Consider the following 21,607-nt stretch of genomic DNA (forward strand, 5'->3'; position numbering starts at 1 on the left):
GACAGGGCGGCACGTTCGTAGCTCGATGCGCCCACTGGGGAGGCAATAGATGTTAACGAGAGAGGCAGCCGCGCTCGTCTTAGCGCTTGGCATCGGTATGCAGGGAGCTGCTGCGGCCGAAGACGACATGACGTTTCGGCTTGTCGGTACTGGTGGCAACTGCAACGGCTGCGTGTGGACTGCTGCAGAAGGGGTCATAACACCAGACACCCCAAATCGACTGCGCGAACACTTGGCCCAGCATCAGATGGGGGAGTTTGTTTTCAATTCGCCTGGCGGAAATCTGGTCGCAGCTCTGGAAATGGGGCTAATGATCCGCGACGCCAAATGGGGTACATCCGTCGGGAAAACAGTTCCCGAACCCGAGTTCGACAACTACTTTTCAAGACAATCTGGTGAATGCGCGTCTGCCTGCGCCTTTGCGTTTCTAGGAGGGGTGGAGCGTCGTGCGGACGCTGGCACGCTTGGTATCCACCAATTTTACAACGAGGTAGCACTCCAGAAGCCGGATGAGCCAATCTATAGCGCGTTGGACCTTTCCACTAATCAGATCCTTTCGGCCCTGCTCATTAACTACGCAGTTGAGATGGGGGTAGACTCCCGCTTCGTCTCAAAGGCCTCCTCAATTCTACCAACGAACATGCATTTTCTGAGCGATCAGGAATTGGATGAGTGGAAGGTTCGATACGATCCGGACCTCATCGGTTCGTGGAAAATCGAACCTTGGCGAAAGGGGGTCGTCGCGTTCGCAAAATCGGCCGACGAGCGCACAACCGCGACTGTCTATTGCGCTTCTGATAAAGTGCCCCAGCTACTGATAACCCGTCCTTTCGATTTCTTTCCAGAAAGCGAATTCACAGATCCCGTTCCTGGGCTTCGCTCTCTTTCCGTATTCAACACGGCAGTCGACGCGACCTCTGTCGCGGCATCATTTTCCAAAGGTGTATACAAGCTGCAAATCCGGATGCCAGCCTTTGACCCGTCTCGCCTCCCAGAGGAAGGGGAGTTGAAAGTCGATGCCGATATCGCTCGGGTTTTCAGCGCATATTTCTACTATCCGATGTCAGCAACAGGCGCGAAAGCAAACATGTCAGTCGCCCTTCGCAATTGCGTCTAAGTGCCATAGGTGCAATGCCACTTCGATGTCTCGACCACCAGGGCACCAGCGTCCAATCATTCGACCTATCGGATGATGAATGGCAGGCGTTGGCCGAAAAGAACCGCCACCACCGTCACTTCAGGATGCCGTGCTGCCAGGCGCAGGTAACCCTCAAGCGGTCCCGCCTCGGCACTAAGTATTTTGCTCACAAAGCCGTCGGTGTCTGTGACTGGGCTCCCGAGACCGAGGAGCATTTGCATCTCAAACGCCTGACCGTCCAGGCCGCTCGCACTTCAGGCTGGGCCGCGGAAACTGAGATCCTGGGGTCGACACCAGATGGCGAGGCCTGGAAAGCCGACGTCCTGGCGACCAAGGGGCCCCACAAGATCGCCATCGAGATCCAATGGTCTGGGCAGACCCCCAACGAAACATTGTGACGGCAGGAACGATACCGTGCCTCTGGTGTCCGCGGACTATGGCTGCTCCGACAACCTGGATTTCCGATTTCGAAGGCATTGCCTGCTGCCTGCATCGGCGGGAGCCTGGATGAGGGTCTGACAGCGTTGCTACCAGCCACCGATGAATTGCTCGCCCGTGATCGCTGCAATCCGCATCGCTGGCATCAAGCGATGCCGATGGAGGAATTCCTATCGGCGGCCTTTGGAGGGCGGTTAAGATTTGGCTTGCAGCCGGATCAGGAGGCAACTGTCCGCATCCGAACTGGCACGATGTTCTGCTGGTATTGCGGGGCGGAAACACGTCTTGTGGTCTGCCTCGAGATAGTGGTGGCCAACCGACAATTCATCATCACGGTTCCAAGCCTCGGGGAGCATCCCAAAGCCGCAGACCCGGTTCTCCGACGGTTGGTAGCCGTCCAGGAGATTGGAGCCATCAAAAATCGGTACAGCAGCAAGCAAGAACGCAGGTATCTGAGCAACGGCTGTGCCCATTGCGATAGACTGATCGGCGAGTACCATGAACTCGATGCGACATGGGATTCTGAGCCGTTGGATGTCTTTGATATCCGCGTCGGCGATGGTTGGAAGGAAGTGCTTGATAATAGAGGCTGGCAGGACACGTGGTCAGTAGACCCGATAGTTTCCCGACCATAAAGCCGAACGCTATCGCAGTGGTATTCCTCCGTTTCAGACGCGATTGAGTGGCCTGTCGCAACGTAAGGGTAAACCTCAAGGCGTCCCGGGCGACGCCCCCGAGGACCTAGTATCGTCTGGAAATTGGCTAGTTTTCGAGGTGAACCTAGAGCCTCACTCCAAGGCACCGATCTCTATCACCAGCTTTCGACGCAGGGCAAATGCGTAATCATGCACGGAGTTCGGCATGATAACGAACGCGCCTGGCCCCCCAATCACGGCCTTTGCAAAATAGTCCGTAAGATCGTATTTCACCCCGCGTATCATGGCAGGCATAGCGATCACATTGATGATGTAGCCCCTTTCGATCGCTCGCAATCTGCTCACGGCAACTGGAAGGCCATCATTGTTGGTGCCGTTGGCGGAGATATCGATGACCTTTTTGACAGCTTGTCCTACGTACCGGTCAAAAAGCAGGCCGCTAAGATCAATGGCGAATGAAATTGACGTGCTGCAATTGTTCCTGCATCCGAGACCTAAGTCACCGTCTCGCCTGATGATAGTCGCCGCAGCTTGTGCATCATCTGCACCGCAGATCGTCTTCCACGGCAGGACTGAGCGCATATGGCCACGACCCGCCCACTCCACATAGGTGATGGCGATACATCCAAAAGTGCCGCCTCGCGCAATGGCTGCAATGACCTCGGGCGCAATCAGTGCATCTGCGTGTCCGTTACGTTGTGTGTCTGCAGCAACAGGATCGATGGATGCGGAAACATCGATCGCGAACACTATCGCGGTATCGACATCGGTGGCTTGCGCCGAGCTCCACAGCCCAGATGATAAGGCGGCGAAAAGCGATCTGATCAGCAAACCGCGCATGGAGTTCAATCCTACGACATGCGAATGATGGCTTCGACCAATGCCGACAACTCATTTAGGTTGATGTCGGATGGAATTAGGCCCCTGATTTCTTTTTGAGATCTGCAACAATTTTTGAGACTTCGTCCCCGGAGCTCATCTTCTTGAGCTCGCCGTCGTAGTAGCCTTTCCTTTGATTCTTTTCCCCGCTCCATAATGTCATGTACTTCTTTCCTACTCGATACCAGGTCCAGCAATCTCCACCAGTGTCAGACTTTCCGTCCTTGACCGAGGTAGTTTTGATCTTGCCGCATACCTTGTTGCCATCGACGGTCCAAGTGCCTTCCCCGTACCAAGTCTTGTTTTTTCCGTACATGAGGTAGGTGTTGTCGGGCGCGAAATAGGCACGACTCTTTGACCAGTTTGTCGTTTTTCCAGAATAGAGTTCACGGGCCTCCGAAGCGGTCAGCGGCACAGCGTTTTTGGGGAGTTCGTCCGCCAGACTCGTGGCTGGGATTAGCGCAGCCATGATAGCAGACAGTACGATGATGCTCTTGCTCATGGGATCCTCCTGCTAGTTGAACGGCCCCGTAAGCATCGTTCGCAGAAGTGGATCGTGAAACACCCAAATGGGCTATGCCATAGCCGACAGACCATCTTACGCCGATTTCCGAATGCTATTTCGATGGCAGCATACTATCCTCGTCTCGTCGAACAGCGTGGGGACGCATCAATGAAGCTTGTGCTGCCGCTACTTTTGACTTTTGTCGGCTGGGCAATGTCGAGTTTCGCATCGGCTGCCTGCCTAGACATCTTGAAAGATCAGCAGCTCGAGGTAACTGGCGATCTCTCCCGCCCAATATTTGCTGGGCCGCCCAATTACACGGATGTCCGCCAAGGGGATGCGCCTGAGCCAGCCTACATCCTGACGCTGCACACACCGATATGTGTGACGGGGGACGAATTTCTCGCAGACAACGCGCCCGTCGATCGAATTCACCTCATTGATGACAGTAATGTCCTCCGCCAATGGCTAGGCAAGTCCGTAAGCCTTGTCGGGAAGGAACTTTTTGGTGGTCACACTGGGCACCACCATGCTCCCCTTCTCATGACTGTGGTCTCGGCCGCAGCTCTCTCAGACCCTGCCGATCCATCCGTCGCCATGACCACGGTCGAGGCCTTTTACTACGCTCTCGAGATCGGCGATGGCGCATCGGCTGCTATGAACATCGTTCCCGAGAAGCGTGGCAAAGGCCCGCTTTCTGCCAAGGCTCTTTCCGATTTCTACGGCACCCTGAAACGGCCGCTTGAGCTGATCGATCTCGACCAGCTCGCCCCAAACCAATTCCGAGCGCGCTACAAGTTTGAGAGCAAAAACGGAAAGGTATGCGACGGCTCGTCGGTAGTGACCACAAGGCAAGAAGGCGATCTAAACCTGATTTCTGGAATCCGCGCCGAAAGCGGCTGTTAGCTGCATATTGTTGACACTGCGGATGGCCGCGATTGGAAACTGAGATCTGATTGGAACACCATGCCTGCAGAAGTCCGCTCCCCTCGTCTCGCCGTACTCATCGACGCTGACAACGCCTCAGCAAAGATAGCTGACGGCCTCTTTGAGGAAATCGCCAAGATTGGCGAAGCAAGCGTTCGCCGGATCTACGGAGACTTTTCCAGTACACGATCGAAGGCCTGGGCCGACATTCTATCGAAACACGCGATCATCCCACAGCAACAATTCGCATACACAACAGGCAAGAACGCTTCCGACATCACACTGGTAATCGACGCCATGGACCTGCTTCACAGCGGACGGTTCGACGGCTTCTGTCTTGTTTCATCGGACAGCGATTTCACCCGTCTTGCGGCCCGCATTCGCGAGCAGGGTGTCGATGTTTTCGGTTTTGGCGAAGAAAAGACCCCAGAGAGTTTCCGCCAAGCCTGTCGGCGGTTCATTTACACGGAAAACTTGTCTGTGGCGGCTCACCCAAGCAGCCAAGGCAACGCGACGATCAGCAAGCCTCTGCGGTCGCCGACGGCAGCCACCCCCATAATCAAAAAAGTCATCGCCCAAATGGAGAGCGAAGACGGCTGGGTGTCGTTGGCTGCAGTCGGCACCCAGCTAGCCAACCTGGCCTCCGACTTCGATCCTCGGACATTTGGCTTCCGCAAGTTGAGCGATCTGGTCCGGAAAACCAACGATTTCGACATTGAACAGCCCGAAGGGGGAGCAATGCGAATTCGCATAAAGCCCACAGGGCAGAACCGTCCTCCATCCAAGAATGCCTAGACACCGGAAGCCGAATATCGGCGACCAATATTGAGTCGCCTTGCTATCCAGCTGAGAAACTTCAATATGTGCTATCCAGCCCTGTTCAGGCCCGCCTTACTCTGTGTTTGCTTGCGGGGAATGGTAAACGTAATAGCGTTAGAGGTGACGCCGTCGCATTCCACGCGAAAGAACACAACAAAATCACGACTCGGTATCGGCAGTTTTGTGATCAAGAGGTCTTGATCCGACGCCTCCACTCCAACTTCTATTGCAAACGACGGGGCCTTGAAGTAAGACAGTGCATACATTTGCCCATAAGTGTCGGCACCCATGAACTTGTAATTGCATTCAGTTTCGCGAATGCGCTTATCTATCGAGACGACATAGTTAATACGGACGATGTAATCTTCAATTGTTGGAGCAAATACTGGACCCTCTACACCAACAGTTGTGATTATAAGCTTCTCGTCACCTATGCGAAGATTCTCTGGTAAATCGAGGAAATAGCTCTGCCAAAGACCTACCATTTTGTCAGAGTTGACGACCAGCGTCACCGCCGTGGCTCCGACCGCCGCAACTACCGCATAAGCGGTTGCGAGCCGTTTCCACCATGGATCGCGTGAGCGATTCTGTTTGGTAACACGTGTCGCCAAGTGGCCTCCTACGTTAAAAGGCTACGACTAAGCTGAATAGTCAAGCAAACCCTGGTCGCTGTTGAGGTCTGACTGAGCCCGCACTCGACGCTATCCGCGAATTCAGGGCAGCCTGACATTCGCCCTTTTTAATTAACTGGCTGTGAAACATCGACCTCACGAAACAGCTGAAGGCGTTCGTCATAGACAGAATTCAAGCAGCTAGTATTACCACCACATGCGTTCCTCTGTTTCAGCCATTGTCTTTGATCTGCCAGGAGCGCTTTCCGAACCTTCGCGTTGTCATAGCCTCGGATATAGAAATAGATCGCATTCATTGCACGATCTTTCGCCCAGAGGGCCTCGTCCGCACACATCGATTGCTCTGTTGACGTTGAAGCAGCAGAGCATGCGAAGCTTGGGCCGTCGACGCCTGTAGGCTGGCCCTGCCCTCGAAGTTGGGCTTCAACCTCAAGACATAGCGCCAAGATGCCCTTTGAGTTGATCTGCGCCTTCACCTCGTCGAGCAGAGGTGTCCAAAGATCGATCCACTTATCGCCACCCACGATCCGATTTCCCTCATCGAAAGCTCTCTTCACCGCTCTATCAATAACGGCCTTGTCGGGCTCGAGAAGGTCGCCGCACTTGGACAACAAGAGTGTGTAGCTCACGAACCGGTCAGCGTGGATATCCGCTGTGGGTGCCTCCGATGGTGTTGTGACCTCCGTCCCGTTTTGCTCGAAAACCTCGATACCGAGCGCCCTCGCCCGCTCTGGTGTAAGCCGAAGGTACTCAGTCGGCCCTGCGATCGTGAAAAACCGGATAGCCTCGATACGTAGACCCAGATGGGTTAGAAAGGAGCCGATTTCGGCGTTTGCTACACCCGATTCCTTGTATTCGCCGTTTTCCTCGCGATATGCAGCATGAAAGCCAAGTTTCGAGGTGGGCGACATATAGCGTCTGGCTCCCGATACCCAGATCAGACCGCACGCTGAAAAGCACTCGTCGTCCGGGAGAACCATCGTTGCGAAATTGCGCAAACGGATCTCTGCGCCGATCTGGAGAGCTTCCTTTACCACGCCGCCTCGGCTCTCCAAAATGACGGAAACGCGGTCGTGGCCTTCGACGACGTCGACGAACCTCGCGCCGTCGCCAGACAAAATCTCGCCCTTGATGCTTACGAATTTGACGGACTGTCCAGGGATATCGAGCAATTCGATATCGGCTGCCCGGGCAATAGAGGTGACCAAGGTGATAGCCCAGAGCGTGATTGCCACTTTGAAGAAATTTCGCATCTCTGACCTAAATCGTTTCCGGAAAAAGCGTATGTTCCACATGCGTGGTCCGCTCTAGAGCCTCGCGCCTCTTTGAGATGGTCTCGTGATATTCTTGTGCTTCGACGTCCTTGAAGAAAGAAGCACTGGGCGCTAGTCGCTTCACAGCTGTCTCCACGTCGTCGAGGGAGGCCTTGAAAAATTCCTTGCGAAAGTTCTGGGCGTTGATGCGTGTCGCTGCAAACTCAGTGTGAAGAGCGCGTTCCAACGCCGGAGCGTCGTCGCTGTAGATGATAGCATGAGTATCGAATATGAATGGGACGCTCGCATCGCCAAGTTCGCGGACGCGATCCAACGGATCAAGCCGCCTAGTGAGCCCAATTTTCACAACGTCCTCACCGAATGACCCAATATTAGAGATGATGTACACATAGCCAGAACGGGTTCGCTCGGCCATCGCCTGCGCCCGTTCTACCTTGGCGTGAGCCTCGGCTAGATCCCGCTCAAGCACCTTTATTTGTTCACTAAAAGCATTGAGTTGGGGGCCAACAATTCTGGCTGCTTCAGCCTTCGCCTTTGCAAGCATTCGCTCGTAGTGAGCCTCTTCCTCCTGAGCCTCTTCCATGTCACGCAGCAAACGTTGTTCCTCCCGCGCAAGGCGGGCCGCCTCTGCTCGCTCTTCGCGCTCTTCCTTGAGCTTTTCCCGATACTCGTGGGCGAGATACAGCTCCTGGAGCTTCAGTTTTAGGAACTCATTGGCTACAAAAATCGAATTCGATGCGTTGAGCTTGTCGACCTGCTCCTGCGCTCGAATGATACGCTTTTCCATCGCATTGACGTTGTTCCAGCGTGTGTTAGCCACTGCCGCATCACATTCGTTGTTAAATGCTCGAAGAGTTAGACGAATGTTCCGATTGGTCATCGTTTGACCCTTCGACGCGCTTCCGTCGACTGACCACTTTGTGGTGCAAATCACGGCCGTCTTGTCCGAGATCATGGTCTTCTGGCGCTCTCGCACCAAAAAAACGGCCGCCTTGTACTCGTCGCTATCGGTGAAATCGAAATGAGGTTCGTAAACGCCCATTTCCGCAAAGGCCAAGCGCTCATCGAAGATCGCCACCTCAGCAATTAGGCGATCGTAAATCTGTTTTTTGTCTTTGTACTGCCCTCGAAGCTTATCGATTTCTTCGCTCTCAACGGCGACCTGGCCTTTCAACCTGGCCACCTCCTCATCGACATCTATTACCTTGCGAAATCGCTCATTTAGCAAACCGACTGACTTGTTTGATCGCCACCACTTGTAAGAGGTAAATGCGATCAAGAACGGCAACGCGAGAAACGCAAGCGCAACGACGACAGCAATGCTATTAGATTGTTCTTCCAAGATTTCACCCCAACATGCGATAAGCTTCCACCAGCAAGCTTACCTTCCCCACACCTATCCTGACGATTTAGCCTGCGATGTCCATCATCCAGTGAGCCCATCCACGAGCGCTCAACATGGATGGCACAGCATTGAGCCTTCGGCGGCAAACCCGTTCTCCGGGCTTTTACCAACACTGACGACCTGATAGGTTTACGCGGGGGACGATATGACGGAATTAACACTCAAAGCAAAACATGATCATCTGGCAAAGGTCGCGAGTACGCGCGACTATGTGAAAGCACTGGCCGAGTTTGTTTGGAATGCACTCGATGCTGATGCCGATGAAGTGTCGGTCGAATTCTCACGTAACCCATTGGGTGGATTACATTCCATCCTGATCAGGGACAACGGGACTGGAATCAGCAAACCGCGGGCAGAACATGACTTCGAGAGCCTGGGCGACTCGTGGAAACTTCAAACCAGCCGCACGGCACTCAATTCTCGAGTGATTCACGGCAAAGAAGGCCAAGGTCGGCTGAAATTTTACTCCTTGGCGTCGAAAGCCAACTGGGCCTCCGTCTACGAGGAGGAAGGAAGCCTCCTCTCTCTGTCCATCGCAATTGATGCCGATACACTTCACAAAAGCTCCGTCTCGGAGCCCGCGCAGGCAGCACGCGGCGCATCAAGAGGCACGATCCTCGAGCTGAACCCGCTCAAGGACACGTTCGACTGGCTAACAAGCGAGGAAGCAAGGTCGGAATTTGGAGCCATCTTCGCTCCATATATCCTTCAATATCCAAGCGTCAGCGTTGTTTACGACGGCCATCGCGTGGACCCGAACGCGACCATCGAAAAATCCCACGATTTCCCGCAAGCGATCATTGTTTGCCCTGGCAGGGTTGTGAAGGACATGTCCCTACGGGTCATCGAATGGAAGTCCAAAGCCGGGAGCCGCAAAATCTACTTTGGCGGCGAAAGTGGCGTCGTTCTCGGCTCCCAAGCGGCCAATGTCACCGCGCCGGGCTTCGATTTCTCTGTTTATGCGTATTCCCCGTTCTTTCAAGAAATCGCCAACGCCAACTTGTTGGAGGTGGACGGGCTGACGGATCCAGATTTCGCAAGAGTATTGGAACACATACGGGACTTGGTCGGGGACTACTTCCGAACACGCCAGGCTGAGAAGTCTGGTGAATTGATCCAGGAATTAATCGATGCTGGCGTTTACCCCTACGAGGGTGACCCGCGGGACGAAGTCGAGAGACGAGAGCGGCAGGTTTTCGATATCGCCACTCACGCCGTGTCTTCGTATTCGCGAGACTTCAAAAAAGCCGACAACTCGCTGAAGAAGATCACCCTTGGCTTGCTTCGGGAAGCGATCAGTCACAATCCAGAATCGGTTTCACGCATCCTTCGTGCGGTATTCAACCTCCCGAAAACAAGGCAGGACGAGTTTTCAAGCCTGCTCCAGAAGACCGAGCTTGGACACATCATCTCAGCATCCAGCCTCATTGCGGACCGTATTGTTGCACTGCAGGTTCTTCGTGAGATGGTTTTCGAACCAAAACACCGACAATCCATCAAGGAGCGCGGAGAGCTGGACGTCCTAATCCGAGACAATACCTGGATTTTCGGCGAGAACTTTCACTTTACAATGGCCGAGGTCGGATTGACCAAGATTATGGGCCGCGTTTCGGAAGAACTATCGCTTCAGCGGGCAAAAGGGGCAAGAGCGCGGAAACCGGACGGCAAAATTGGCCGCATCGACTCCTTTATGGGCCGTGTGGTTCCCCACCCCGATCGCCGACATCGGGAATTTATACTCGTTGAATTGAAGCGGCCGTCCTTAGTAGTCGGTCGGAAGGAACTCGATCAGCTCGAGGATTACGTTAACGCAATCCTTGCCCAGCCAGACTTCATAGGAACGTCCACATTCTGGAATTTCTATCTGGTCAGCGGCGAATATGACCCCGTGGTTAAGGAACGGATCACCCAAAAGAATTGGCCAGTTGGCCTCTATCTCGACAAACCGAACCACAGGGTCTGGGTTAAATCGTGGGCGGAATTGATCCGTGACGCCGAGAGCCGTCTGCAGTTCATCCAGGAAAAGTTACAGATCGAGGTGACTGCGGAGGAGATCGGGGAACGAATTGCCCAGCTGAAAACTTCCATTTTGCGAGTGGGAGCGGAATTTCCGCAAGGGTCACAGCCCGCTCCAACTGCCCAACAAGAAGTGCATTTGTCCCGATAATTGAGCACGACGCAGCTGCCAATTGCACTTCGGTGATTGCGCTCTCAAACGCGGTTTTGGAGGTTTGATCTGGGCCCTGAATTCGTAGGCGTGTCCAAAACATGAACCCCTGCACGTTTAGGCCAGAGACTGACCGCCATCGACGACAATTGTTTGCCCGGTCACCCAACTTCCCATTTCGCTCGCAAGGAACAGTGCAACCTTTGCTATCTCCTCTGGCGATCCAAACCGCCCCCAAGGTATTCTGTTGAGGGTGCGCTGGTATAGTTCGGGATCGGACGTCTTGCGGTTGTCCCACACGCCGCCTGGAAATTCTATCGAGCCGGGCGCGATGGCGTTCACCCGAATGCGCTTTGATGCGAGCGCTACTCCCTGCCCCATCGTGTAGTTGACGAGCGCCGCCTTGACTGCAGCGTAAGGAAGAGAGCGCGGCACCGCCATAAGCCCGGAAATCGACGAGATGTTGATGATGGCACCGCCCGTTTTTTCCATCAGCGGTATGACAGCCTGGGTAGCGCGCACTGTCGCCATCAAGTCGACGTTTACGCTGGCGAACCAGCCGCTCTCGTCGTCCTTCAAGCCTACACCCGACGCGTTGTTAATCAGGATGTCGATGCCATTGAGCGCGTGGGCGGCCTCTGCCACAAAGCGCGCGGCCGCAGATGCTTCAGCTAGATCGCACGGCATGCTGAAAACCGTAGCTCCATGTCGCTTGAGCTCGACTTCAGCCGCCTCTAGGCCTTGCGCACTGCGAGCGCAGATCGCCACATCGGCACCTTCCGCGGCGAACGCCAGCGCAATTGAGCGACCGATACCCCGACTTCCGCCTGCTACAGCGACCTTTTTGCCTTTAAAGGAGACTTGCATGCCATAGCTCCCAAAGCCCAGCATTTCCATCTGCTGTTTACTTAATGATCACCAAGTCGAGGACTGCCCAGTTTTTGCGTCCCGTTTGTGGCCCTAGCAATCAGCGGCCGAATGTTGCGACCCAGTTAGCTATGCCAAAGGCTGCAAGTCAAATGCTGCGCCGACAGACCGCCCGAGTTCTTGGAGGTCCCGCAGCGTGCTTTCCGGAATGGGTACTCCGCGGTCAACATGTGAGCGCACCCCGTTTTAACCGAACAGTCGGCATAGCCGATAAGGCATAGGCATGCGCCCATGAGTACGACTATGTCTAAAGCCTCTGATATCCCATTCAGCCGGGTCGAAGTTATTACCTCAGTGCAACGCCGCCGCCGCCGCTGATCGGTGGCCGAGAAGGTCAGGCTGGTTGAAGAAGCCATGCAGCTTGGCATGAGCATTGCCCGGCGCGCGGGCATATCTCCCTCATGTCTCTCAATTGTTGACATAGCGGGCAATAATATTCATAAACGCCATTCATTCAAGGGGGTCGATGGGATGAAGAAAGTATTAGGGCTGGGCTTGGTAGTTGGCATCGTCATTTCGACGGCTGCCCACGCGAACGATCCATATGTCGGCGAGTGGAGCGGCGACTGCGAAGAATCGATTCAGTGCTGGATAACAATCGAAAAACAGACGGATGGCAAGCAGTACGCCGTAACTTACGTCGCGGCGGACCGTCTCGATGCAGGCAAAGTCCTATGTAAGGTATCGTCCACGATGGAACGTCGCGAAGTCCGTTACAGCCCGTCAGAAAACTTCGACGACGCTCTAAGTGGTGACTTCCAGGGAAGTTTTACCTACGTCGCTCCTGCCGATGGTGGCTCCAGCCTTTTATTTGATGGTGGCCTATCAGCGGGCCAAGCTTGCCAGAAATATTACTGGAAGGGCGTCTATGTTGCGTTTGGTGACGAGTAGGAATGCCTCCCTCATCACAGAAAGCGACTGTGATCGCAATGATGACGTCAACGTCCCAGACGCCCTCGGTAGGGAGGGAAGGATTGCAGCGCGATCTAACTTCGTCGCCAGGTCAACATGGCTGCCTATCGGTATTTAGCTCCCAGGCTCCCACCTTTCGGCACTCCAATTGCCCGAACCCGATAGTCCGCACCCAACTCGTTCTGGAGTACCTTCATTCGAGATTTCCACCGATATTCCTTCTGCTCCTTGTCAAAACCAAAAGCAAAAATCCGCGGTTGCAAGTCCACGGCTAAGGTCGTCCTTAGATTGCCAATGCCTTCCAGCATCTCAATAACGTCACTATCCACCTCATTTCCGGTAACCGTCTGACGCATTCTGAGGATTTGAGCCTGAAAGCCACAGACAGTTCGATACTGATCTACTAAGGCATGCTCGTGCCTTTCGATCTGCCTTCGATACCGCTCAACCTGCTTTAGCACTCCATCCCCAAAGAGTTCCGCGTTGCTGTAGTGCTTCGCCTCCCAGAAGACGAGATTGTGCCCCCCTGAAAAAGGTTCAAGACGTACAATGTCAATGCGATCATGCTGTTTTGACATCTCTTCTTCGATTGGCTCCGGCGACAAAACATCACCTTCGGCCATTCCCTTAGATTGGACAATCGAGAGTTCAACGTCGACAACAAACGGGTCGCCGACAATTACGCGATGGACTCCGTTTCGTTCGACCTGCGCATAATATGACGACGCACTTTTGATTTCTTTTAAGGACGAACCCAAGCGATATTCGGTTTGCATGCGTTGAAGTGGGTCATAGTCGAAGCCATTTCCTCGCATCGAAACGTATTCTTGACCCTTTCTGGGCTCCCGAATTAGGTACTTAACATGCGTCTGGGGAACTGCATCGCCTGCATTGAAATCTACCCTGTAAATCAGAGCGCCCCCGAAATAGGCATCCACGCGGTTATTCCGAAGCGCAAAGAATACCTCTGGGTCAGCTAGCGCTTCTTGAAGCCAGTTTGGCTCGGCTGCTGCCGCCAAGAATTGCAGGATTCCAAGGTTTTCTGGACTCAGTTTTCTCGAAAAGGCAGATGCTGCACTGGACAATTATTCAGACCTCCAACCAATTTCCGTCTTCGGACGGCACAACATTCTTAAAAAGGTTATCAAACTGCTCTGGAAAAAAGGTGTGAATCGGCACGAGCCTGGCAGGATTTACCGCCCTGGCATAGCGTTGAAGGTCATGAATATCGGCATGACCTGAGGTGTGTATCGTTTCTAGCGGAATCCCAAGTTCACGGCATTTTTCCCTAAACTTCACACCCGTTTCCTCGGCAAGATACCCCTCCCATTGGGACCAGATCGCACGGGCTCCGTTCAACGCCCCGAACTCTTGCAAGTCGGCCAGCATCCATGGCCTGACAATCATCACCGATCTCGCGACTTCCGTCGGTAGCTTTTCGGGAAATATCCGTCGCCCCTTGTAGCCGTCGACCAGGTGGGCGATTTCGTTCTTCACAAGAAGCCGCCGCTGGTACTTCGGTATGTAGACTTTCACATCATCCCAATCATCGGCGGGTTTGGGAATGGATGCGGTATCCGTGGCCTTCAGGACTTCCGCCCCATATGCGTCGACAATCAACTGCCTGCCCGAGCGTTTTGCTGCTCTATAAACACTGACCACGCGATCGATGTTTTGGACCGAGCAGGCGACCAGTAACATCCCTTCCGTCCTGGACAACGCTTCAAGCAATCGCTTTTCGATTTGAGCTTCGGTTTCGAAGCGCTCGCCTTCAGCCAGCCTCCCAAGACTGGATCCTTCCATGAGCATGAGATCGACAGAGTGAGGCGGGTTCGCCACAAAGCGTTCAAAAAGAGCGGCTTTCCGACCATGACCTCTGATATCTCCCGAATACAGAAGCCTTTTGTCCCCTGCCTCGATCAGTAAGCTATATGCATCGAAACCCGAGTGATCCATAAGGTGGGGAGTGACCTTAAAAGGCCCGACTTCGAAAGCGGTTCGGTCCTCGTAAGGGATCGCATTTTCTGGCACATAGCCACCTGGCACGAATGGCTGCGCGGCACGCATGACCGATAACGTTTTGCGGCCGACATAGACGTCGATCGGTCTTTCCAGTTTCGGCAGCAGGCCCCAGTGATCCCGATGCCCGTGGCTCAAGACCACTCCCAGCAAACCTGATTCTTGTTCGTGCAATCCTTCAATAGCGGGAAGTGTCGCTTTCTCCACCTCGAGATCGAGCGGTAGTCCCAGGTCGACAAGAATGCGCCTGCCGTCATGTTCGAGTTCGACGCAGCTGCCACCAATTTGCTTACTGCCTCGGTGAATGCAAACTCTCATTGGCCCTCGCGCACTTCGTCATTTCCCAACCTGGTAAATTTCGCCCACTTAAAAGCTGGCTTTCTGGCCTCGCACTGAAAGCTCAGTGCCAAATAGTACGAGTGCTCCTTCTGGACGGTGAAAAGAAAAGTAAGTCGATCCCGGATCGGCGAGTACCATTCCGCGTGCGGCATGCATCCCTTTAATCCTCTAAACCTTCGCGGCTCCGACAACCTCAAGACGGCATCAGGATCATCACGGCAGTCGACACAGATTTCCGCAATATATTGACCATGATTTGAAAACTCGAACTTTAATACTGACCCATTAAAGACCGGTTCTTCAAACCGCATTTCTCCTGTTTCTTCATTTACATGGTCACCAATCACAAAATAACTTTGATCATAGATGTATATTTCGGCACTCTCAGCCGTAGGGTTTTTTGCAGAAAGCACCACGGTTCGGGTTCCTTCATCGCTATGCAATCGATCAACATTCGAGCGAATAGCATCCATCACTTCACAATCGACTGGATCGTATAGTGCCATCGATGGAAATTCGCGGGCACGCCCGCCTACGAAAGCTAGAGTTTTCGGGTTGAAGCGATGGACTCCAGCCAGAAGCGTGCTCAATTCGTCAACTAAAATTGGCTTGTCTTGACTATTCGCAGCACCGATCATTGATCTTGCTCCGGATAAAAGCCTTCGTCTCCCCATGGCATGAGCAGTGAGACATCCCCGCCTGCCTGGTACGGCCCAGTTAGCATGATGCAGGTTTCGCGATTTTTTCGAAGTCCTACCTTCTGGACGGCCTTTTGGATTGAACGCTGCAAGACGGCAAACTCTTGAGGGTTCGTCCTCCGGGCCTTTGATATATATAGACTCCCAAGAGGGTGGACCTTCCCGAACCAGTTTTTGCAAAATTCAAAGCTGTAGAAAGCAACGGAGGCCGCAATTTGCCGCCCTTGCTTGGTGTTGGGTTGGATTTTGATCGTCCCTGTTCCGTTATCATCGAAAGGAAATTCGACCTCCCATCCCGAATATGGCAACGTCATTACACTAATATTGGCCTCTGCGTGCCCATAGCCTATGGACAGCCCGGCGACCAAAAGCACAGTCAGCCCTGATGGCAAAATTTGTTTGCTCACTGTAGTACCCCCCCAAAGATCACTATCTCACCCGCCGGATTGACGTTGTCGCACGTCCAAATGCCCCGATGATCCACATCGCGGCCAACTATGCTGGACGCTCACCTCGATTTCTGCCGCGCTCATCGTACGTGTAGATGTTGTTCCCTCGCCGGATGCTGACGCTCGTGCCAGTGTACCCAAGAAGGCCGTCAGAAGGCCCGTTCCCAGCAGGAATCTGGCAAAGGCTGTTTCCCCTTTCGTCTCTGACGTAAACGTACGATCCTCGCTGCACCGCGTTACCGATAGCCAAGCTGCTCACTCCATTATCCGCCCGAGCAAATTGCCCGCTTTGACCTATGGCTTTAGCCCCCGAGATATTTACACCTCGCAACAAGAAAAGTGGCCTTGTTGCAAAAATGCCACTTCTTTTTGGTGGTTAGCTGGTTCCATGAACTCGCGCCAAACCTAAGATTATTGGCTGCTTTTGTGAGTATCGGCCGAATTGAGATCCCAGTACTGCACACGTGCCTTCTCTGTAATCTGCCTATCCTCTCCTATGAGTGGTTAGGATGCGCTTTATGACTTGCCGTATCTGCTTGAACTCATTTATCTATCTAAGCGGACGAGTGGGGCATCATGGCGAAGATTCAGGCGAAAGCTGCATATTTCATCAAACTTGGAGTGGGTGGCGACTGGGAGAAGGAGTGCTTTGCTGATGGGAGCATTCGCTTTGGATACCTGGAAACCCCCCATGAACTCTGTTTATCCGGAGATTGGAAAGCAGTTTGGGATTTGTGGTTTTCCAAACGCCCGAACGGAGGCACTGCGACCCGCGATGTGAAGCAGATCCGGGCTTTCTACGAATCCGGTGAGGATACGATATTCATCACATTCGCCGATGGAATGCTCCACTGGTGCAGGCCTTCAGGACCAGTGGAGCAGCCAAATGATCAGACCCGCAAACGGGGCACAGTTGGGGGATGGAGCAGCAGAAGTGTCGGCGGCAAACCCCTGACCAAGGATCGGCTGTCGGGTCGGCTGCTGGTGGTCGAAGGATTCCGAGGGACTATCTGCCAAGTCAGCGCTTTTGACTACCTTATGCGCAAGCTCAACGACGAGCTCTTGCCTGAGGTCGCCGCGGCCGAGGAAGCCGAGCTGGCGCTGATTGAAGCCATCGTCCACATGATGCGGTTGCTCACGTGGAAGGACTTCGAACTGCTCGTCGACCTGGTCTTTTCGACCAGTGGATGGAGGCGGGTCAGTGCAATTGGCAGCACTCAAAAGACCATTGATCTCGAGCTCGTCCTTCCAACGACTTCGGAACGCGCCTTTGTTCAGGTGAAATCCCGGGCCGATGACGCCAGCCTTCGCGATTACATGCAAAGGCTCGAAGCGGCCGCAATTTACGATCGAATGTTTTTCGTTTGGCATACGGGGGAGATATCCGTCCAAGAGGACGTAAGGGGCGTCACCATGATTGGCCCTCAAGCTCTGGGACGAATGGTGCTGGATGCTGGTCTTTCGTCTTGGCTACGCGAGAAGGTTTCGTGACCAACGGTGTTCAGCCTGACTACTGACATCCCCTGGTCAGCATATCTTGTCGGCAGGATGGACGAACAACGGGATTTGGATATCGTATCTGCGGGGCAACGAAGAGTGGGGGGGGCGGCGGCGGATGGCGCTGAGGAAGAGAAGCTACAAAGGCGACAAATGGCTCGAAACCGCCATCCACAACGCCCGTGTCGACGGCCAGAATGAGCGGAAATCGCGCCAGCAAGATAAGAAACGCCGACAGGCCGTAACGGCAAGGCTAAGAGCCGAAGAGATCCACGAGTCTTGGACTGACGACGCGCTTAAAATCATGGACAGGAAAGCGCTTGGTCTTAATCAAATCAGCACACGAGTTGTTCCTGAAATTCGGCGGAAAATTCGAGAACAAAATGAAACGGATAGGGCAAAGGCCGCCCAAGCTGCCGAACTCGAGAAAGCCCGGCAGGACAGAATTCTAGAAAAGGGTGCGCTCAAAGCCGCTAAACGTGCCTCTGAGCTGCATGCATCGGAGGAACGTGATGCTGATCGGGCATCTGCAGTTGCGGCCGCAAAATCCGCGATGGATGCTCTTCACGTTCTGATGATAGAAGAATTGCACTTAATAAAATCGAAATTGGGTTCGGCAACCCATCCCATTCTAGACGCGCCCGAAGAAACAGACCATTTTGTCTACTTTCAATTGAGACATCACGGTATCGCCCGTGCCGCTTTAATGTCCGCTGCTGAATCTTCTTTTTATCTGATCTTGTCCCCATTTATCGCATTTCTCTTTATTCCGATAATTGGCCGCGCTATGGCTTCAATAGCTCTATTGTGCGCAGTACTATTAATTATTTTCAATGGAATGTTGAGCTACAGGAACTCGCGCTTACTACGGCTGAGTTTTAACCATTCAGCTGCCAATGTCTTTTTGAGATCCAATATCAGCTCCAATCATCTCCGGACTTGCCGCGGCCTTCGACACAACTTCCTTTGCAAATGCGCAGTCAACTACAAGGCCAATGCGCTTCCAGAGAATGTTCGCTTAGAATTGGCCTCCGCGAGGGCAATGCTGGTTGGCCCAACACCGCAGAGCGACGTCGACATCTCAGAAGCTCCGCAGTCGTGACACTGCCTTCTCGTCGCTAGTCACGGCTTCCTACCAACCCTCGGTTTGCCGCTTGTAGCCATCAAGCGTCGCTGCGGTGGCAATAACTTTGACGGTTGCCACCCTGCCACAACGACACCTGAAGATCTTGCCTGCCCACACCCGCTGGGGGTCGTATTTGCTTAGGTCGAGATCTTCGTCACGGCCGCAGCCGCAGATGCCGAGCATGCGAAAACCTGCTTCGAGGACGTCGGCGAATGTTTTCACGGGCGAACGACCTTCGTTCCATGTGTTGACGTTCCGAACCCGCCGGGGGCTTATGGTTTCAAATGTCTATTAGGATTCCAAATAGGGTTTTGAAACCGTAAGCAGATCACTACTCGCTTTAAACGAAATGCGAATTGTCCAAGTTGATGAATTGGTGGCCATCGAAAGGATTAGGAAATTGAAGGAGGATGATCTTGAGACAGTCGCGCATATGCCGTGGTGCTTCTAAACTGCCCGCGCAACCCCTTATAATGCAAAACCCCGCCTCAGACACGTTCCACATCATCCCGCGTCTCCACGGGCACTTTTAGTCCCGAGAACTACGACGATGGCAGCGCCTTGGCCGACCCTTCCAACTCCCTTTCCGGCCTGGCTCGCGATCGGTCCTTCCCCTAATTGATTGATGACTACAGCGCGGGTTCGTCTCATTTCCACGATGCCCCAGTCCATCAAAGGGCGCGCTATCTCTTAATTGTGATAGAAGTTATTCATCTCTCTCATTTTCCCTATTGCACAATCCATGAGATCGATTATACACGCCTCTCATACGACAGGAGGCGACGGGAAATGGACATCCAACTTACCAAGCACGCAAGCGTCCGAGCTCAGCAGCGCGGCATCCCACTCGATGTGCTCGGCAACCTCTATCGCTATGGTGAAACCAAGAATTCAAAGGGTGCGACGAGCGTCTTCCTGACGCGTGAAGCCCTCGATGATGCAGCGGCCGAACTCTCCAAACAGGACGTCCAGAAGCTTCGCCGTCATCACAACAGCTACCTAATTCTGGGAGACAACGAACGGGTGGTTACAGCCGCCAGGTCTCTCCGGAAGTCTTCAATCTAAAACCCAATTCATTGCCAATCGGAGCCAAATATCTTGGTCACTCTCATCGACAATTTCAGTAGCCGTATTCCTCACATCGAAGCCATCCACACGGCCGATCCATACGCCGACCCACAGATTAAGGACGCCCTCTGCTACAAGCGTGATGGCTCGCTCGAGGTGATGTATTCGCCGTTCGACCACATTGCGCGGCACGCCAAGTTGGTCATCGTCGGCATCACTCCTGGTCGCGTACAGGCAGTCAACGCACTGGTCGCTTCTCGAACCCATCTCAAGAGTGGCCGATCGCCTGAGGATGCCCTTCGAGCAGCCAAATTGACAGCCAGTTTCAGCGGGTCTGGGACCAGAAACAATCTCGTTCGCATGATGGACGAGATCGGCCTCAACCGATACTTCGGCATCAGGTCGACCGGTGAGCTCTTCACCGCCAAGGGCGAGCAGGTGCATTTCACCTCTGCTCTCCGATACCCCGTCTTTGTCGATGGGGCCAACTACAACGGCACCCCTGACATGCTGCGGACGCCAGTTCTGCGAGAGCTGATCGAAACCTATCTCGCCGAGGAAGCCCGTGTCCTGAATGATGCGGTCTGGCTCCCCCTCGGCCCAAAGCCAGCGATCGCGCTCCAGCATCTCGCCAAGCTCGGCCTTTTGAAGCCCGCACAGATCCTCAACGGCATGCCTCATCCAAGTGGTGCGAATGCCGAACGTGTTGCCGCCTTTCTCGGCACCAAATCGGCCGATCAATTGTCCAAGCAAACGAACGGTGGCCAGATCTCGGCCGCCAAGGCTGCTCTGATCGCCAAGATCAACACCCTCTCGAGCACTGGAGAAGCCGCATGAGCACGGCCCCCTTTACCAAGGAAGAAATGTTCCAGGAACTCCGCGGAATCCTGTTCACTCAGGCCTCTCAAGTTGCCCTCGTTCGCAATCCGGACGTCGCTAAGGAATTTCTCGGCGTGGCTGTCGATACCTGGCACAACAACCCAATTCCGGATGACCTGGCCAAGATCGACCTCGAGCGGTTCGACATCACCCGAGTGTTGGATATGGCCTATGATTTTGCGTTCCAGACGGGAGCGTACTGGCGGTTCGGGTCCGACCATGAGTTTGAGATCGCCGCATTCGGTGCGGGCGTGACTCCGAGCTCGTTCGAAGGTGCGCAATCCCCGTATCTCTACAACGACAGCAAAGTTCACCATGTTGTGGACATGGCGGTAGCCCGCAGCCACCTTCGTGAGGAATGGGATATAGGCATCCGCGGGTTGGCTTTGCTGGCGGGAATGACCGAGCCTGCCGTGCGGAATTCACTGAGTAAGGAGAACATCCAGACAACCGGAAAGCCTGCCAAGGTCGCTGCTGAGGTAGCCCTCAAATGGCTCCAGGATCGCCGCGGGTACGTATCGACTCGAATGGATGAAGCCGTGGAAAAAAGCCGTGCTGAGCACGTGAAGTTCCAGCTCGGCTACTATTCTTTCCCAGAAGCCCTGGCGAAAATCATTGGTGAAGTCGAGGAGCTCGATCTCCAGAAACTGTCCGCCGACACGGCCTTCGATCTCGATCTCCTGCATGGAATGCTAGCTGGTGAGACGGCCTGCTTGGATGTCCCTGCCCTTCAGAGATTGGGTGATGGCCTGAAAGTCGATGTCCCGCATTTTGTTGGGGTGGCCATCGAGCATGCACTGCGAGTCGAAAGTGCAAGGCAAAGTTAGCAAAAACGCCACAACTGTGATGTAAG

Annotated in this window: 23 protein-coding genes; 12 read left to right on the plus strand and 11 right to left on the minus strand. The window is 53.9% G+C overall.

The window, feature by feature from the left end; genetic code table 11:
* Nucleotides 1–49 precede the first annotated feature (49 nt).
* The 3 genes from AC1DLV_RS22945 (at nt 50) to AC1DLV_RS22955 (ending at nt 2,211) form a co-directional block, all read left to right on the plus strand.
* Entirely contained in the window at nt 50–1,117 is a 1,068-nt protein-coding gene (locus AC1DLV_RS22945) for a COG3904 family protein (protein ID WP_476802331.1), read from the plus strand.
* 89 nt (nt 1,118–1,206) lie between these two features.
* Nucleotides 1,207–1,536: a competence protein CoiA family protein gene (locus AC1DLV_RS22950; RefSeq protein WP_476802332.1), complete on the plus strand. Its 330-nt coding sequence runs from the start codon at nt 1,207–1,209 to the stop codon at nt 1,534–1,536.
* Between the two features lie 78 nt (nt 1,537–1,614).
* Nucleotides 1,615–2,211 carry a hypothetical protein gene (locus AC1DLV_RS22955; RefSeq protein WP_476802333.1) on the plus strand — a complete coding sequence of 199 codons (597 nt, stop codon included), beginning with the start codon at nt 1,615–1,617 and terminating at the stop codon, nt 2,209–2,211.
* 153 nt (nt 2,212–2,364) lie between these two features.
* Here the strand turns inward: AC1DLV_RS22955 and AC1DLV_RS22960 are convergent, their stop codons facing one another.
* Nucleotides 2,365–3,072, minus strand: coding sequence for a DUF1194 domain-containing protein (locus AC1DLV_RS22960; protein WP_476802334.1), 708 nt, complete (start codon nt 3,070–3,072; stop codon nt 2,365–2,367).
* 76 nt (nt 3,073–3,148) lie between these two features.
* Entirely contained in the window at nt 3,149–3,613 is a 465-nt protein-coding gene (locus tag AC1DLV_RS22965) for a DUF995 domain-containing protein (protein ID WP_476802335.1), read from the minus strand.
* 171 nt (nt 3,614–3,784) lie between these two features.
* Here AC1DLV_RS22965 and AC1DLV_RS22970 point away from each other — a divergent pair, with 171 nt between their 5' ends.
* Together AC1DLV_RS22970 and AC1DLV_RS22975 are read left to right on the plus strand one after the other, a co-directional pair.
* Nucleotides 3,785–4,522, plus strand: coding sequence for a DUF4431 domain-containing protein (locus AC1DLV_RS22970; protein ID WP_476802336.1), 738 nt, complete (start codon nt 3,785–3,787; stop codon nt 4,520–4,522).
* Nucleotides 4,523–4,582: 60 nt separating this feature from the next.
* Complete coding sequence (locus tag AC1DLV_RS22975) at nt 4,583–5,338, plus strand: NYN domain-containing protein (protein WP_476802337.1); 756 nt, start codon at nt 4,583–4,585, stop codon at nt 5,336–5,338.
* Nucleotides 5,339–5,409: 71 nt separating this feature from the next.
* Here the strand turns inward: AC1DLV_RS22975 and AC1DLV_RS22980 are convergent, their stop codons facing one another.
* The 3 genes from AC1DLV_RS22980 to AC1DLV_RS22990 all read right to left on the minus strand — a co-directional run bounded on the left by AC1DLV_RS22980 (nt 5,410) and on the right by AC1DLV_RS22990 (nt 8,610).
* Nucleotides 5,410–5,973: a hypothetical protein gene (locus tag AC1DLV_RS22980; protein WP_476802338.1), complete on the minus strand. Its 564-nt coding sequence runs from the start codon at nt 5,971–5,973 to the stop codon at nt 5,410–5,412.
* 128 nt (nt 5,974–6,101) lie between these two features.
* A complete protein-coding gene (locus tag AC1DLV_RS22985; RefSeq protein WP_476802339.1) occupies nt 6,102–7,229 on the minus strand; it encodes a lysozyme inhibitor LprI family protein in 1,128 nt (375 codons plus the stop codon).
* A 25-nt stretch (nt 7,230–7,254) separates the two neighbouring features.
* Nucleotides 7,255–8,610 carry an SNIPE associated domain-containing protein gene (locus tag AC1DLV_RS22990; RefSeq protein ID WP_476802340.1) on the minus strand — a complete coding sequence of 452 codons (1,356 nt, stop codon included), beginning with the start codon at nt 8,608–8,610 and terminating at the stop codon, nt 7,255–7,257.
* Between the two features lie 208 nt (nt 8,611–8,818).
* Between AC1DLV_RS22990 and AC1DLV_RS22995 the strand changes: the two genes are divergently transcribed.
* Nucleotides 8,819–10,840 (plus strand): ATP-binding protein, encoded by a 2,022-nt coding sequence (locus AC1DLV_RS22995; protein WP_476802341.1) that lies wholly within the window; start codon nt 8,819–8,821, stop codon nt 10,838–10,840.
* Nucleotides 10,841–10,957: 117 nt separating this feature from the next.
* Here AC1DLV_RS22995 and AC1DLV_RS23000 read toward each other — a convergent pair whose 3' ends face one another.
* Complete coding sequence (locus AC1DLV_RS23000) at nt 10,958–11,707, minus strand: SDR family NAD(P)-dependent oxidoreductase (protein ID WP_476836254.1); 750 nt, start codon at nt 11,705–11,707, stop codon at nt 10,958–10,960.
* Nucleotides 11,708–12,088: 381 nt separating this feature from the next.
* Between AC1DLV_RS23000 and AC1DLV_RS23005 the strand changes: the two genes are divergently transcribed.
* Nucleotides 12,089–12,658: a hypothetical protein gene (locus AC1DLV_RS23005; RefSeq protein WP_476802343.1), complete on the plus strand. Its 570-nt coding sequence runs from the start codon at nt 12,089–12,091 to the stop codon at nt 12,656–12,658.
* A gap of 125 nt (nt 12,659–12,783) precedes the next feature.
* Here AC1DLV_RS23005 and AC1DLV_RS23010 read toward each other — a convergent pair whose 3' ends face one another.
* Genes AC1DLV_RS23010 through AC1DLV_RS23025 form a run of 4 tightly spaced genes read right to left on the minus strand, consistent with a single transcriptional unit; the run spans nt 12,784 to nt 16,142 of the window.
* On the minus strand, nt 12,784–13,764 hold the full coding sequence (locus tag AC1DLV_RS23010) for a hypothetical protein (protein WP_476802344.1): 981 nt from the start codon (nt 13,762–13,764) through the stop codon (nt 12,784–12,786).
* Nucleotides 13,765–13,768: 4 nt separating this feature from the next.
* On the minus strand, nt 13,769–15,016 hold the full coding sequence (locus AC1DLV_RS23015; protein ID WP_476802345.1) for an MBL fold metallo-hydrolase: 1,248 nt from the start codon (nt 15,014–15,016) through the stop codon (nt 13,769–13,771).
* Nucleotides 15,013–15,675, minus strand: coding sequence for a hypothetical protein (locus AC1DLV_RS23020; RefSeq protein ID WP_476802346.1), 663 nt, complete (start codon nt 15,673–15,675; stop codon nt 15,013–15,015). The genes AC1DLV_RS23015 and AC1DLV_RS23020 overlap by 4 nt, the downstream gene beginning before the upstream one ends.
* Complete coding sequence (locus AC1DLV_RS23025; protein WP_476802347.1) at nt 15,672–16,142, minus strand: hypothetical protein; 471 nt, start codon at nt 16,140–16,142, stop codon at nt 15,672–15,674. The genes AC1DLV_RS23020 and AC1DLV_RS23025 overlap by 4 nt, the downstream gene beginning before the upstream one ends.
* Nucleotides 16,143–16,760: 618 nt before the next feature.
* On the opposite strand from AC1DLV_RS23025, the gene AC1DLV_RS23030 reads away from it, so the two are divergent.
* Both AC1DLV_RS23030 and AC1DLV_RS23035 read left to right on the plus strand, forming a co-directional pair.
* Nucleotides 16,761–17,675, plus strand: a complete 915-nt coding sequence (locus AC1DLV_RS23030; RefSeq protein ID WP_476802348.1) for a restriction endonuclease — start codon at nt 16,761–16,763, stop codon at nt 17,673–17,675.
* A gap of 124 nt (nt 17,676–17,799) precedes the next feature.
* Nucleotides 17,800–18,783 carry a hypothetical protein gene (locus tag AC1DLV_RS23035; protein WP_476802349.1) on the plus strand — a complete coding sequence of 328 codons (984 nt, stop codon included), beginning with the start codon at nt 17,800–17,802 and terminating at the stop codon, nt 18,781–18,783.
* A gap of 30 nt (nt 18,784–18,813) precedes the next feature.
* On the opposite strand, the gene AC1DLV_RS23040 is transcribed toward AC1DLV_RS23035, so the two are convergent.
* Nucleotides 18,814–19,029, minus strand: coding sequence for a hypothetical protein (locus AC1DLV_RS23040; protein WP_476802350.1), 216 nt, complete (start codon nt 19,027–19,029; stop codon nt 18,814–18,816).
* A 567-nt stretch (nt 19,030–19,596) separates the two neighbouring features.
* On the opposite strand from AC1DLV_RS23040, the gene AC1DLV_RS23045 reads away from it, so the two are divergent.
* From AC1DLV_RS23045 to AC1DLV_RS23055, 3 genes are read left to right on the plus strand one after another with little or no spacing between them, the layout of a single operon-like run.
* Nucleotides 19,597–19,872, plus strand: a complete 276-nt coding sequence (locus tag AC1DLV_RS23045; RefSeq protein WP_476802351.1) for a hypothetical protein — start codon at nt 19,597–19,599, stop codon at nt 19,870–19,872.
* Nucleotides 19,873–19,905: 33 nt separating this feature from the next.
* On the plus strand, nt 19,906–20,712 hold the full coding sequence (locus tag AC1DLV_RS23050) for a hypothetical protein (RefSeq protein ID WP_476802352.1): 807 nt from the start codon (nt 19,906–19,908) through the stop codon (nt 20,710–20,712).
* On the plus strand, nt 20,709–21,581 hold the full coding sequence (locus AC1DLV_RS23055) for a hypothetical protein (protein WP_476802353.1): 873 nt from the start codon (nt 20,709–20,711) through the stop codon (nt 21,579–21,581). Before AC1DLV_RS23050 ends, AC1DLV_RS23055 begins: the two co-directional genes overlap by 4 nt.
* The last annotated feature ends 26 nt before the right edge of the window (nt 21,582–21,607 follow it).

The sequence above is a fragment of the Aminobacter sp. 01T433 genome, assembly GCF_056398585.1.